This is a genomic window from Mesorhizobium sp. M7A.F.Ca.US.010.02.1.1 (assembly GCF_004023085.1).
Classification (GTDB): domain Bacteria; phylum Pseudomonadota; class Alphaproteobacteria; order Rhizobiales; family Rhizobiaceae; genus Mesorhizobium.
Map to the genome: position 1 here is coordinate 17,998 of NZ_RZRV01000045.1, position 13,745 is coordinate 31,742.

Sequence of the window (13,745 nt, forward strand, 5' to 3'; positions counted from 1 at the left end):
TGCGCAGAGCGAAGGCATGCCTATGACCGGGCGTGCCAACTCCATCATCATTGTCGGCGGCGGCGCCAGCGGCGTCGTGCTGGCCGCGCATCTCCTGAAGTCGCCCAATCCCGACCTGCGCGTCACGCTGATCGAAAGGCGCCCGCATTTCGGCCAGGGCATCGCCTATTCGACGCTGCTCTCGGCGCATGTCTTGAATGTCAGCGCCGCCGGCATGAGCGCCTATGCCGACGATCCCGGCAATTTCTGGCGCTGGCTGCAGGAGCGCGGCCTGGCAACGGCCGAGCAGGCGCCCTTCTATGCGCCGCGCAGCATCTATGCCCGTTACCTCGGCGAATTGCTCGACGAGCTGCAGGCGCGCGAAAAGCAGACCGGGCGGCTTCGGCTGATCCGCGAGGAAAGCCTCTCGATCACGCCCACCGCATCCGGTGTCGAAGTGGCGCTGGCCAACGGCACCAGCGTCGTTGCGCATCTCGCCGTGCTGGCCACCGGCCACGACGAGGAGCCGGCGCAAGGCCATGCCGTCAGGATGGGGTCGGAAGCCGACACAGCACTTCCCCCCGACGCCGGCGTCATGGTGCTGGGCACCGGCCTCAGCATGGTCGATGCCTTCCTGGCGCTCGAGCAGCGCGGCCATCGCGGCGACATCATAGCTGTGTCGCGGCGCGGCCTGCTGCCCTCGCCGCATCGTAAGGGCAATCCGATCAAGCTCGACGTCGCCGACATTCCGCTCGGCACGCAGCTCTCCTATTTCGTCGGCTGGTTCCGCGACCTGATCAAGGAAAACCAGAAGGCCGGCATCGACTGGCGCGACGTCGTCGACGGCCTGCGGCCGTTCAACCAGAAGATCTGGCAGAACTGGCCGGCTTCCGCCAAGCGCCGCTTCGTCGAGCACACCAAGGCCTGGTGGGACATCCACCGCCATCGCATGGCGCCCGAGGTCTACGCCCGCGTCACCGAAGCCGTGCGGTCCGGCCGCATCCGCCTGGTCGCCGGCCGCGTCGTCGACATCGCGCGCAACGGCGAATTCACCGTCCAGGTCCAGTCGCGCCACACGCAGCGCCTCGAGGCCTTCGAGGTCGCCCGCATCTACGATTGCTCTGGTATCGTCAGGGACATCTCGACCTCGTCGAACAGCGTCGTGCGCTCGCTGGTCGACCGCGGCCTGGCACGGCCGGATCCGCTGCGCATCGGCCTCGATGTATCGGCCAAATGCGAGATCATCGCCGGCGACGGGACCGTCTCGGCCAAGATCCTCGCCGTCGGCCCGCTGACGCGCGGCACCTTCTTCGAGATCGACGCCATTCCGGATATCCGCGTGCAATGTGCGAGGCTGAGCAAGCAGCTGCTGGGGTGAAGCAGAACCTTTGATGCCGGCGGGACAGCACCCCCCTCTGTCCTGCCGGACATCTCCCCCGCAAGGGGGGAGATTGGCAGCTTCACTTTTGGCACGTTCTCTTCAGCGTTGAAGATTGGCGAAACCGGCGGCGACATCCGATCTCCCCCCTTGCGGGGGAGATGGCCGGCAGGCCAGAGGGGGGTGTGACGGAGTGCTGCGGTAGCGTTTAGTTTGAGACCACAGCCACAACCCGGAATTTCATTCCACATCTGGCCGGTTGATTGGCACGATCTATCTTCTTTCCGACTGCAAAGGGCTGGAAAAGAGGATACGCTGCCGCTCGGCCTCGAGGCGGTCGCTTGGTCATGGAGCATCGATATGAACGAGCACGAGATCGCCGCAGCCGACGAATTGTCCCGCCTGCGTCCGCCCTATGCGTCGGTTCTCGACCTGATCGGCCAGACGCCGGTGGTCGAGCTGACCAAATTCGACACCGGCAAGTGCCGGCTGTTCATCAAGCTCGAAAGCCAGAACCCCGGCGGCTCGATCAAGGACCGCATCGCACTGTCGATGATCGCCGCGGCTGAAAAGCAGGGCAGGCTCAGGCGCGGCGGCACCATCGTCGAGGCGACCGCCGGCAACACCGGGCTTGGCCTTGCCCAGGTCGGCATCCCAAAGGGCTATCGCATCGTGCTGGTTGTGCCCGACAAGATGTCGCGCGAAAAGATCCAGCATCTGCGCGCGCTCGGCGCCGAAGTGCGCATGACGCGGTCCGATGTCGGCAAGGGCCATGCCGAATATTACCAGGACATGGCCGAGAAGATCGCAGCGGAAACGCCCGGCGCCTTTTATGCCAACCAGTTCGCCAACCCGGCCAATCCGCTGGCGCATGAAACCACCACCGGCCCGGAGATCTTTTCGCAGCTCGACGGTGACGTCGATGCCGTGGTCGTCGGCGTCGGCTCCGGCGGCACGCTGACCGGGCTTGGCCGTTACTTTGCCAAGGTATCGCCGAAGACCGAAATGGTGCTGGCCGACCCGGTCGGCTCGGTGCTGGCGCCGCTGATCAAGACCGGCAAGATGGAAGAGGCTGGCAGCTGGACCGTCGAAGGCATCGGCGAGGATTTCGTGCCGCCCAATGCCGATCTGTCGCTGGTCAAGAAGGCCTATTCCATCCCCGACAAGCAGAGCATGCTGGCGGTCCGCGACCTCTTGTCGAAGGAAGGTATCCTCGCCGGCTCGTCCTCAGGCACGCTTTTGTCCGCCGCGCTGCGCTATTGCCGCGAGCAGACGGTGCCGAAACGCGTCGTCACCTTCGTCTGCGACAGCGGCAACAAGTATCTGTCGAAAGTGTTCGACGATTTCTGGCTGGCCGAGCAAGGCCTTGCCGAGCACGAGCAGCATGGCGATTTGCGCGACCTGGTGATGCGCTCGCACCGCACCGGCGACACCGTCTATGTCGGCCCGGACGAAAGCCTGCTCAACGCCTATGGCCGCATGCGCCGTTCCGATGTCTCGCAGCTGCCGGTGCTCGACAATGGCAAGCTCGTCGGCATCGTTGACGAAAGCGACATCCTGGCCAAGGTCGACGGCCCTTATGACGGCCGCTGGGAGCGCTTCAACGGCCCGGTGCGCACGGCCATGACCTCCAATCTGCACACGCTGCAGGCAAGCCAGACGCTGGACGCGCTGCTGCCGGTGTTCGACCGCAACGAGGTCGCCATCATCTTCGACGGCGAAGAGTTCGTCGGCCTGATAACCCGCATAGACCTGATCAACCATTTGAGGCGCGCACGATGACCAGCAATACTCCGCCAGCCGGCCCATCTTCAGCCGGCAAGAACCGTCTGGCTTTCTCGACGCGCACCATCCATGGCGGCCAGAGCCACGACCCGCTGACCGGCGCGGTGATGGTGCCGATCTACGCCACCTCGACCTTTGCCCAGCAGTCTCCCGGCGTGCACAAGGGCTTTGAATATGCCCGCAGCCAGAACCCGACGCGCTTTGCCTTCGAGCGCGCCGTGGCTGATCTCGAAAGCGGCTCGGCCGCCTTTGCCTTCGCGTCCGGCCTGGCGGCGATCGCCACCGTGCTGGAACTGCTCGATTCCGGCGCCCACATCGTCGCCACCGACGACATTTATGGCGGCTCGTTCCGGCTGATGGAGCGGGTGCGCAAACGCTCGGCCAACCTGCAGGTCTCGTTCGTCGACTTCACCGACCTCGCTGCCGTCGAGGCGGCGATCCGGCCCGAGACGAAAATGCTGTGGGTCGAGACGCCAACCAACCCGCTGCTGCGCATCGTCGACCTCGAAGGCGTTGCGGCACTCGCCAAGCACAAGGGGTTGCTCACGGTCGCCGACAACACGTTTTGCAGTCCCTATATTCAGCGGCCGCTGGAGCTCGGCATCGATATCGTGGTGCATTCGACGACGAAATATCTCAACGGCCATTCCGATATGGTCGGCGGCGTCGCCGTGGTCGGCGACAACAAGGAGCTCGCCGCCCAGCTGAAATTCCTGCAGAACGCCATCGGCGCCATTTCGGGTCCGTTCGACAGCTTTCTGGCGCTGCGCGGGCTGAAGACCCTGGCGCTCCGGATGGAGCGACATTCCGCCAATGGCCTCAAGATCGCGCAATGGCTGGAAGCGCGCCGCGACGTGCGCCGCGTCATCTATCCCGGCCTCGCCAGCCACCCGCAGCACGCCGTCGCCGTCCAGCAGATGCACGCCTTCGGCGGCATGATCACAGCCGTGCTCGACCGCGACCTTGCCGGCACCAAACGCTTCCTCGAACGCACGCAACTGTTCACGCTGGCCGAAAGCCTCGGCGGGGTGGAAAGCCTGATCGAGCACCCGGCGCTGATGACGCACGGGTCCATACCGGCCGAGAAACGGGCCGAGATCGGGATTTCGGATTCGCTGGTAAGGTTGTCGGCGGGGATCGAGGATGGCGACGATCTGATCGCCGATCTGGATCAGGCGTTGGGGGGTTAGGCAGCGATCCTTCACACCCCCCTCTGTCCTGCCGGACATCTCCCCCTCTGGTGGGGAGATCAGATGTCACTTCCGCTTTCGCCAATCTCGAACGTTGCAAGACGAGCGGCGCCATCGAAGCTGCAATCTCCCTCCTTGCGGGGGAGATGGCCGGCAGGCCAGAGGGGGGTGCTGTCCCGCCGACGTCGGACCGATCTCTTCGCCGCCACAACGGTCAACGGCAAACCGCGCTTCGCGCATCGTTCAGCCAAGCCCCGTTGACCCCGAACCCCATCTGCCCGAAATGTAGCGCCCCATGGCTACACACGCCCCACCCAAACCCACCGACACCCCGCTCACCTTCGCGGTGCTGGTGTTTCCCGGCTTTCCGATGATGGCGTTCAGCTCGGTCATCGAGCCGCTGCGTGCCGCCAATGTCCTGGCGAAAAGAGAATGCTATCGCTGGATCATCGTCGGCGGCACGAAAGGCGCGGTCGAGGCGTCGAACGGCGTCGTCATCCAGCCGGGCTTTTACGCCGAGGATGCCCCGAAGGTCGACCGCATCGTCGTCTGCTCGGGCGGCGATGCCGATCATCTCGTCGCCGAGGACGCGGCACACTGGATCCGCAAGAGCCTGCGCAACGGCGCCCATATCGGCGCGGTGGCCGATGCCGCGTTCTTCCTCGCCCGCGCTGGCCTGCTCGACGGCCATGCCTGCACCTTGCACTGGACCAGCCAGGCCGCCTTCACCGAAGCCTTCCCCAACATCGAGCTCAGGCGCGACCTCTATGTCATCGACCGCAAGCGCTTCACCTCGGCCGGCGGCGTCGGCAGCCTCGACATGATGCTGGAGATCATCACCCGCGACTACGGCGCCGAGCTTGCCGCCGGCGTCGCCGAATGGTTCGTGCACAGCCAGCTTCGCTCCAGCATCGACCGCAAGATGATGCCGCTGCGGCTGCGCACCGGCGTCCAGAATGAGCTGGTGCTGTCGGCCATCGCCATCATGGAGGATGCGGTGGAAGAGCGGCTCGGCATGGCCGAGCTGACCGCGAAGCTCGGCGTCTCCTCCGACAAGCTCGAACGCTCCTTCCGCTCCGAACTCGCCATCTCGCCCAATGGCTATTACCGGCGGCTCCGGCTGAAGCGTGCCGCCGACCTTTTGGCGCATTCGACGCTCGCCGTGCGCGACGTGGCGCTGGCCTGCGGCTTCGCCTCGATGTCGAGCTTTGCCCGGGCGTTTCGCGAGGAGCACGGGCATCCGCCGAGATTGGCGAGGAGGCATTAGTTTGTCGATGTTGGCGGGACAGCACCCCCCTGTGTCCTGCCGGACATCTCCCCCGCAAGGGGGGAGATCAGCGGCTTTGGCCTCCCGCGCTTTCTTCAACGTTGAAAATTGGCGAAAGCGCTCGTGACAGCCAATCTCCCTCCTTGCGGGGGAGATGGCCGGCAGGCCAGAGGGGGGTGCTGTCCCGCCAGCGTTCCGCATCTGCCCGCGGCATCCCGCACAACAAACGCGGTTTTCCGCACAATCCTTCCGCCCCTCTTGCGCCATGCTCCGGCCTCGCAACCGACCCAAGGCCGTACCCCATGAGCATCGTCGTATTCGACCCTGACAGCACGCAGGACGTGGACTTCAAGGACCGCATGCGCCACCCCGCTGCCGCCGATCCGGCCGGCGGTATGTGGCTGTCGGACACCGAGCCGTCCTTCATCGATGCCGATGCGCTGCGCAAGGGCCGGCTGGCGAAACTGCGCGGCTGGATGCGTGAGGCCGGCTATGGCGGCGTCGTGTTGTTCGACCCCTATAACCAGCGCTACGCCACCGGCTCGCGCAACATGTTCGGCTATTTCCTGCGCAACTCGACCCGCTATTTCTTTATCCCGACCGTTGGGCCGATCGTGCTGTTCGAATACCCGCAGAGCTATCATGTCTCCATGGTGCTCGACACGATCGACGAGGCGCGTCCTTCCAAGCTCGTCTGGTCGTCGGTGTCGGGCCGCGACGACGAAACCGCCGGTCCCTTCGCCGACGAGATCGCCGAGCTTCTGAAGCAGCATGGCGGCGGCTCGATGAAGCTCGGCCTCGACCGCTGCAGCCATCTGCAGGCGCAGGCGCTGGAAAAGCGCGGCTGCGAGGTTCGCGATTGCCAGGGCGAGATCCTGGCGGTGCGCGCCGTGAAGACGCCCGAGGAAGTCAAATGCCTGCAGGTGTCGATGGCCGGCGCCGAGGCCGCCGTCTATGCGGTGCGCGAGGCGATCAAGCCCGGCGTCTCCGAAAACGACCTGTTCGCCATCATGTATGGCGAGGTCATCCGCCAGGGCGGCGAGTTCATCGAGACCCGGCTGCTCACCTCCGGCCAGCGCACCAACCCCTGGTTCAACGAGGCCAGCGGCCGCAAGATCCGCCCCGGCGAACTGCTGGCGCTCGATACCGACACCATCGGCTGCTACGGCTATTATTCGGATTTCTCGCGCACCTTCCGCTGCGGACCGGGCAAGCCGACCCCCTACCAGAAGTCGCTCTACCGCATGGCGCACGACCAGGTTCAGCACAACATCGGGGTCGTCAAACCCGGCATGGCGTTCCGCGAGATTGCCGAGAAGGCGTGGAAAATCCCCGACCGTTTCGTCGACCAGCGCTACACCTCGGTCATGCACGGCGTCGGCATGCATGGCGAAACGCCGTTCATTGCGCACGCCATGGATTACGAGACCTATGGCCGCGACGGCCATATCGTGCCAGGCATGGTGGTGAGCGTCGAAAGCTATATCGGCGAGAAAGGCGGCCGCGAGGGCGTCAAGCTGGAGGACGAGATCCTGATCACCGACACCGGCACCGAACTCCTGTCGCGCTTTCCCTATGAGGATGAGTTTCTGGAGAAGCAGGTTTGAGGGTGGCTTCGCACACCGGCGCCGGATCGCGAGCCTTTGCTGCCGTCGCGAGCCCCCACAACTTCGTCATCCTAGGGCGGAGCAAGGAGCGCAGCGACGCGGCGCAGACCCTAGGATCCATGCCGGGACTCCAACGTGTCGCCACGGTCCAAATTCTGCTCCGCTGCACCATTCGATCAACGTCACGGCATGGATCCTCGGGTCTGCGCGTCCGCTTCGCTCCCGCTCCGCCCGTGGATGACGAAGTCGGGGGCGCTTCGGCCAATCACCACCGCTTGCGCCAGCACGGTAACGGACCGGCGTCGGCTTTCGGCCAAGCGGGGCCGCCCATGCATGCATGCGCCGCATGAAAACCCCCATCGCCATCAAGCGCGGCACGGTGGCCGCGATCTTCATCGACCTGCAGGAAGAGCACCGGCAGGACAAGCGCTACCTGGTCGACGGCTTTGCCGGCATCCTCGCCAACGTCCAGCGCCTGCAGGCGGCGGCGCGGCAGCACCATGTGCCGCTCTACCACTGGGCCTACATCGTCGATCTCGACAAGCAGGACCGGCCGTTTCATCCGGTCGGTGAGGACGGCAAGTCGGCCTTTTCCGACAAGAGCGATCCGCTGACCGAGATCTGCCATGAGGTGGCGCCGGCCATGGGCGAGGCGCTGCTGGTCAAGGCCGAGGCCAGCGCCTTCCGCACCGGGCCGGCGGCGCGCGACATCAAATCCGCCGGCATCGAATGGTTGGTCGTATCAGGCGTCTGGACCGAGGCCTGTATCGACGCCTCGGTGAAAGACGCGGTGGCAAAGGGCTTTCGCGTGCTGCTGGTCAAGGATGCCTGTGGCAGCGGCAGTGCCGCCATGCACCAGACCGGCATCCTCAACCTCGCCAACCGGCTCTATGGTGGCGCCGTCACCGATACCGACGGCGCCTGCCGGCTGCTGGCCGGCGAGACCGTCACCGCCTGGCAGGTCGAAGGCTCGGTGCCGCTGCGCTTCTCCTTCGACAACGCGGCCGCGCTCTACGCCGATCTATGACTGTCGAAAGCATGACTCGGGGCAAATACGAAACCCGGCTCGCCCCCGAACTCTGGGCCTATATCGACGCGGTCAACACCTGGTATCCGCCTGAGATCATCGGCCTGCCGATCGACAGGCAGCGTGAAGTCTATGACCGGATGAGCCGCGCCTTCCATCAGGGCCGCCCGCCCGGCGTCACGGCCAGCGACAGCCTGATCGCCGCCGCCGGCCGCGACATCCCGATCCGCCGCTACCAGCTTGCCGGCAAGGCCGCCCAGGCGATGGTGATCTACTACCACGGCGGCGGCTTCATCCTCGGCGGGCTCGAAAGCCATGACGACATCTGCGCCGAGCTCTGCGCCGGCACCGGCTTTGACGTGCTGTCGGTCGACTACCGGCTGGCGCCGGAGCATCTTCATCCCGCCGCCTTCGACGATGCGGTGGCCGCCTTCGAATGGGCGGCAGTGTCATCAGATCTGCCGCTGGTGCTGTGCGGCGAAAGCGCTGGCGGCAACCTCGCCGCCGCGGTGGCGCAGGCGACGCGCCGCCATATCAGAGCTGCGGTCGGGCAAGTGCTGATCTACCCCGAACTCGGCGGCGACGAGAGCGCCGGCTCCTACATCGAGCACGCCGAGGCGCCGCTGCTGTCGGTGGCCGACTTAGCCTTCTACCGCGACGTCCGCTCGGCCAAGCGGCAGTCGCCCGACGACCCGACCTTCTCGCCGCTGCGCGACACCGACTTCTCCGGCCTGCCGCCAACGGTGATCGTCACGGCGCAATGCGACCCGCTGTCGTCGGATGGCGAGACCTACCGCGACCGTATTGTGGCTGCCGGTGGCAAGGCCTGGTGGCACGAGGAGCCGAGGCTGGTGCACAGCTTCCTGCGCGCCCGAACGACTGTACCGGCAGCGGCGGAGGCGTTTGCGCGGATTATTGCGGCGGTTGGTGCGTTGGGTAAGGGCGAGTGGCCGTATTGAGTGGCTGAGGAAGGAAGGCGCCGGCGGTGAGGCGCCAATCTCCCCCCTTGCGGGGGAGATGTCCGGCAGGACAGAGGGGGGTGCTGTCCCGCTGACCTTTCAGCTAATCAGCTAAGTCCAGCCGCGCTCTCAGACCGATTTTAAATGATCTGGGGATCGAAGGTTGGCGATCCTTCACACCCCCCTCTGTCCTGCCGGACATCTCCCCCGCAAGGGGGGAGATTGGCTGTCACGTCACCCTTCACCAATTTTCGAAGGGGAGGCCCTCGCTTGGCCCCCTGCGGAACTCCGCACAATCACTGCGGAAAACCGAACACTCCCCGGCGTCACCCCGCTCTATCATTCCCCCTCAGGCAATGGCGCCCCGGCGATCGCGTCCGCCCCCGCGTCTGTCGATCGGCCGGGGCGATTTTTCTGTGCATGCCGTTGTCCCAAAACCGCTGGGCACTTTTGGGCGGCATGCATCAACAACAGGGGAACGACGATGAAATTCATGCTGACCGATCGCAAATTGCACCCGAAAGCCAAGCCCGTCGCCGACGATTTCAGGACCGGCGGCATCAACCGCCGCGAATATATGGCCCTGATGGCCGGCCTCGGCGTCAGCGCCGCCGGCGCGCTGGCACTGGGCGGGCTCAGCACCACCCCTGCCCGCGCGGCGGAACCGAAGAAGGGCGGCGTCCTGCGCGTCGCCATGAACGTCAAGGGTTTCAAGGATCCGCGCACCTTTGACGGCGTGGAGATGTCGAATGTCGCCCGCCACTGCAACGAATATCTGGTGCGCTGGAACACCGACTTCTCCTTCGAGCCCTGGCTGCTCGAAAGCTGGGAGGCGAGCGACGACGCCAGGACGCTCACACTGCATGTGCGAAAGGGCATATCCTGGTCGAATGGCGATGCCTTCAACGCCGACGATGTCATCCACAACCTCACCCGCTGGTGCGATGCCTCGGTGCCCGGCAACTCGGTCGCCGCGCGCATGGGCGCGCTGGTCAATGCCGACACCAAGAAGGTCGTCGACGGCGGCATCGCCAAGGTCGACGACTTCACCATCAAGCTCAATTTGCCGAAACCCGACATTTCGCTGATCGCCGGCATGGCCGACTATCCCGCACTGATCATGCATCGCTCCTATGAGGGCGACGGCGACCCGCTGAAGGCGCTTGCCATCACCACCGGCCCCTGCGAGCTGGTCAGCTGGGATGCCGAGACCGGCGCCGAGGTGAGGCGCAAGGACAAGCCCTGGTGGAAGGGCGAATTCCACCTCGACGGCATCAAATGGGTCGATTACGGCTCCGACCCCAACGCCATGCTGTCGGCCTTCGAATCCGGCGAGATCGACACCGACCACGAAACCGCTTCCGATGCCGTCTCGCAGACCGAGCAGATGGGGCTGATGAATTCCGAGATCGCCACCGGCTCCACCATCGTTGCCCGCTTCAACGTCGCCAACGCGCCCTATGACGACGTCAAGGTGCGCCGCGCCGCCCAGCTCGCCGTCGACAATTCCGCCGTGCTGGCGCTCGGCCTCGGCGGCCGCGGCAAGCCCGCCGACAACCACCATGTCGGCCCCATGCACCCCGAATATGCCGATATCGGCCCGGCCAGGCGCGACGTCGAGCAGTCGAAGAAGCTGCTCACTGAGGCCGGCAAGGCCGACCACGAGTTCGAGCTCATTTCCGTCGATGTCGAATGGCAAAAGAGTACCGGCGACGCCATCGGCGCGCAGATGCGCGAGGCCGGCCTGAAGATCAAGCGCACCGTGCTGCCGGCCGCCACCTTCTGGAACGACTGGAGCAAATACCCCTTCTCCTGCACCGAATGGCTCGGCCGCCCGCTCGGCGTCCAGGTGCTGGCGCTGGCCTACAAATCGGGCGCCGCCTGGAACGAGAGCGCCTACGCCAGCAAGGAGTTCGACGAGCTGCTCGACAAGGCGCTGGCGACCCCGGACGCCAAGGCGCGCAAGGAGATCATGGGCAAGATCGAGCAGAATCTGCGCGACTCGGGCATCATCATCCAACCCTACTGGCGCTCGGTCTACCGGACCTACCGCAAGGGCGTCGAAGGCTGCGAACAGCACCAGGCGCTGGAGCAGCATTTCGAGAAGGTTTGGATTGAGAGTTGAGGCTTTCCATCCTTGGGTTCCTCGCCCCCACGGGAGTGGGGGAGAGGTGGGCCGGCGAAGCCGGGACGGAGCGGGGGACGCCCTTCGCGAAACCAAAACCGTATCAAGAATGAGAGCTGGCTGACACGACAGCAACCCTTGAGAAACTACCTCCCAACGCCGCGCTGGCCCCTCTCCGTCCCGGCTTCGCCGGGCCACCTCTCCCCACTTCGTGGGGCGAGGAACCAAGCCGCGCCATCCCCGCGCCTCCATTGCAAGGTTGGCGACTAGCGAAATCATCGACCACCGCGTCCTTCGCCCCGTTTACGGGGAGAAGATGGCGGCAGATGAGGGGCGGCGCCAACGTTGGCCGAATTGCACCTGGGAAATGGCCGGCGCGAATGCCGGTGAGGCAGTTGCCTGAGCCCGCGCCGGCCACTGGCGAACTGATTAAGGTCCGCCGCCCGGATTTTTTAGCGTTCCGGTGATGCTCGATCAACTAGGCCGGACGTTTGGTACGGAAGCAGACAAAGGCTCACCGCGCCGCCCTCAGAAGCGTGCAGATCCAGCCGATAAAAGTCAGCACCAGAAACGGGTAGCCGGCGGCGGGCAGGGGCGCGGAGGTCGGCAGCAAGGGCGCGCCCCACAGGATCATGCCGGCCGAGACGACAAACAGCACGGCGGCCACGAGGGAGCCGCATCCACACGGCGAAAGTCTTCGGCGCGCTGACCATGGCGAGTGCGGCCGCCCACAGCGAGATGCCGCCGACATAAGAGGGAACGCTGGCCTGCAAGCCGGCCGCATTGCCGGCCAGCAGCAGGCTCTCGCCGGCGAGGAAGGTCAGGAACCCGGCAGCTATGCAGTCATTGCCAAGCCGCTGGTATTTCATGGTCAGCAGCGCGGTGGCGACCACGAGCGCCGCGCCGTCGATCGTCCAGAGTGTTTCGCGCAGCGGAGCGCTGGCGACGAAGGTGCCGGCGAGGCCAAAGGCGCCACCGATGGCAAGGCCGATCGCGGCGACTGTGTCCGAAGTGCTGCGCATGCGATGTCCCCCCAGGCGGGGGGGAGGATACTGCTAGGAGGTGCGCTCTCAAAGAGAATACGATGGGGGTAGCAGCGGTAGGCCCTTCTAATGTTGCGACGCCATTACAATAAAAAGTCAGCAATGCAGACCTATTTTGCAGTGCAATAGAATCAGATCGATCACAATGTTTGCTTTTTTTATGAACAGAAGTATTGTCCACCAAGGCGGTGGTCGCTTTGCGCTGAGTTATCCCGCTGGGAGGAGTTGAGTAAGCGTTTGTATTTATTATGAAATTTCCGAGGCTGCTGACTTAAGTCAGCGGTCTATTAGGCATATCTTGACTCTCGGCATTGCTTAATCTCATCTACAAGTCGTCCAGAATCAAGAAACCGCCGCAAAGCTGGCGAGCCGCGGCGGTTTCAGAGTTCTAACCCGCACAAGATTGGACGTCAGGCGCGGAGTATGGCGTATTTGGTACACTGATCTTGAATCAGAATAACCCGCCATGGTCAAGCCTGACGTTCGCTCACACCAAATTGAGGAGCGACTCCAATGGCGCAGCGTACTTACCCTTCGTACTGGTTGTACAAGGACAATAGTGGTGAATGGCGTTGGACTTACGAAGCTGTGAATGGCGAGACCATCGCCGTAAGCAGTGAGGGCTACAAGCGCCGTGTCGATGCCCAGCGCGGTATAGACATCGTGAAAGCGTCAATCAGTAGCCAGGTGTGGTACCCGTCAAGTCTTGAGAATGCCGCATGATACGACAGGGCCCGCCGCTGGCGGGCCTTTTCGTATGGTTCAAGGACCTCAGAAAGGGCACATCAAATGCCATCTTTTGGAATTTCTGCATTCTTGAGAATTGTCCATATGAACGTTCGGCCACAGCGAACCGAGCTACGCCGAAGATCCATGCCAAGAGAAGGTGGATATGACTTTCATAGCAGCCTCCGTAGGCTCAGCCATCGCCTTATGGCTGGAGAGTCGCTTGAGAGTTTGTTGGCCGCGACTTTGGCAATTGCACAAGGGCCAGAGAGACAGTCCGCCCAACTTGGCCTACGGCGGCTGGACGCTTGGAGAGCCCTGAACCCGGGCGCGATCTTGGAGTTTCCAGCGACCACCGCACGAAGCCTTGGCGAAATATTTTCAGTTACGTTTACACCGAATTTTGGCCTTCGAGTTGGAAGCCAAACTGTCGCGATACATGTTTGGAATACCGCAGCGCCGCGACTGGAACCGAGACTGGTCCGAGCGGTCCTGTCCGCGTTCCAGGCTGCCTATCAAACGGCGAACAATCCGCCTGATGACATCGCCGTTCTATGCCTGCGAACCATGCGTCTTGTTCGTCTGGGTAACGCCTTAGAGGTTGCAGAGCTAGGTCGGTTAATATTCGCAAATATCGATGGCATTTTTCGAGAGATTGC

10 protein-coding genes are annotated in these 13,745 nt (G+C 64.1%); 9 read left to right on the top strand and 1 reads right to left on the bottom strand.

What is annotated here, in order from left to right; translation table 11 throughout:
- Positions 1-22 precede the first annotated feature (22 nt).
- The 8 genes from EOA19_RS29780 to EOA19_RS29830 all read left to right on the top strand — a co-directional run bounded on the left by EOA19_RS29780 (position 23) and on the right by EOA19_RS29830 (position 11,317).
- Positions 23-1,357 (top strand): FAD/NAD(P)-binding protein, encoded by a 1,335-nt coding sequence (locus tag EOA19_RS29780; protein ID WP_128305623.1) that lies wholly within the window; start codon positions 23-25, stop codon positions 1,355-1,357.
- Between the two features lie 360 nt (positions 1,358-1,717).
- Complete coding sequence (locus EOA19_RS29790) at positions 1,718-3,139, top strand: pyridoxal-phosphate dependent enzyme (protein ID WP_128305624.1); 1,422 nt, start codon at positions 1,718-1,720, stop codon at positions 3,137-3,139.
- A complete protein-coding gene (locus EOA19_RS29795) occupies positions 3,136-4,332 on the top strand; it encodes a PLP-dependent aspartate aminotransferase family protein (RefSeq protein WP_128305625.1) in 1,197 nt (398 codons plus the stop codon). The genes EOA19_RS29790 and EOA19_RS29795 overlap by 4 nt, the downstream gene beginning before the upstream one ends.
- A 295-nt stretch (positions 4,333-4,627) precedes the next feature.
- A complete protein-coding gene (locus EOA19_RS29800) occupies positions 4,628-5,599 on the top strand; it encodes a GlxA family transcriptional regulator (protein ID WP_128305626.1) in 972 nt (323 codons plus the stop codon).
- A gap of 302 nt (positions 5,600-5,901) precedes the next feature.
- Positions 5,902-7,206 carry a Xaa-Pro peptidase family protein gene (locus EOA19_RS29810; protein ID WP_128305627.1) on the top strand — a complete coding sequence of 435 codons (1,305 nt, stop codon included), beginning with the start codon at positions 5,902-5,904 and terminating at the stop codon, positions 7,204-7,206.
- A gap of 346 nt (positions 7,207-7,552) precedes the next feature.
- Positions 7,553-8,233, top strand: coding sequence for an isochorismatase family protein (locus EOA19_RS29820; RefSeq protein ID WP_128305628.1), 681 nt, complete (start codon positions 7,553-7,555; stop codon positions 8,231-8,233).
- 11 nt (positions 8,234-8,244) lie between these two features.
- Positions 8,245-9,192 carry an alpha/beta hydrolase gene (locus EOA19_RS29825; RefSeq protein ID WP_128305629.1) on the top strand — a complete coding sequence of 316 codons (948 nt, stop codon included), beginning with the start codon at positions 8,245-8,247 and terminating at the stop codon, positions 9,190-9,192.
- Between the two features lie 484 nt (positions 9,193-9,676).
- Positions 9,677-11,317, top strand: coding sequence for an ABC transporter substrate-binding protein (locus tag EOA19_RS29830; RefSeq protein ID WP_128305630.1), 1,641 nt, complete (start codon positions 9,677-9,679; stop codon positions 11,315-11,317).
- Between the two features lie 452 nt (positions 11,318-11,769).
- Here EOA19_RS29830 and EOA19_RS35470 read toward each other — a convergent pair whose 3' ends face one another.
- The gene (locus tag EOA19_RS35470; protein WP_245486371.1) at positions 11,770-12,339 is read right to left on the bottom strand and encodes a hypothetical protein; all 570 of its coding nucleotides are present in this window, start codon (positions 12,337-12,339) and stop codon (positions 11,770-11,772) included.
- Positions 12,340-12,873: 534 nt separating this feature from the next.
- On the opposite strand from EOA19_RS35470, the gene EOA19_RS29845 reads away from it, so the two are divergent.
- On the top strand, positions 12,874-13,083 hold the full coding sequence (locus tag EOA19_RS29845) for a DUF1508 domain-containing protein (RefSeq protein ID WP_128305631.1): 210 nt from the start codon (positions 12,874-12,876) through the stop codon (positions 13,081-13,083).
- Positions 13,084-13,745 lie beyond the last annotated feature (662 nt).

Coding starts and splice junctions, on each gene's coding strand:
- EOA19_RS29820 (WP_128305628.1), top strand. CDS start 7,553: ATGAAAACCCCCATCGCCATCAAGCGCGGCACGGTGGCCGCGATCTTC.
- EOA19_RS29780 (WP_128305623.1), top strand. CDS start 23: ATGACCGGGCGTGCCAACTCCATCATCATTGTCGGCGGCGGCGCCAGC.
- EOA19_RS29795 (WP_128305625.1), top strand. CDS start 3,136: ATGACCAGCAATACTCCGCCAGCCGGCCCATCTTCAGCCGGCAAGAAC.
- EOA19_RS35470 (WP_245486371.1), bottom strand. CDS start 12,339: ATGCGCAGCACTTCGGACACAGTCGCCGCGATCGGCCTTGCCATCGGT.
- EOA19_RS29830 (WP_128305630.1), top strand. CDS start 9,677: ATGAAATTCATGCTGACCGATCGCAAATTGCACCCGAAAGCCAAGCCC.
- EOA19_RS29800 (WP_128305626.1), top strand. CDS start 4,628: ATGGCTACACACGCCCCACCCAAACCCACCGACACCCCGCTCACCTTC.
- EOA19_RS29845 (WP_128305631.1), top strand. CDS start 12,874: ATGGCGCAGCGTACTTACCCTTCGTACTGGTTGTACAAGGACAATAGT.
- EOA19_RS29790 (WP_128305624.1), top strand. CDS start 1,718: ATGAACGAGCACGAGATCGCCGCAGCCGACGAATTGTCCCGCCTGCGT.
- EOA19_RS29825 (WP_128305629.1), top strand. CDS start 8,245: ATGACTCGGGGCAAATACGAAACCCGGCTCGCCCCCGAACTCTGGGCC.
- EOA19_RS29810 (WP_128305627.1), top strand. CDS start 5,902: ATGAGCATCGTCGTATTCGACCCTGACAGCACGCAGGACGTGGACTTC.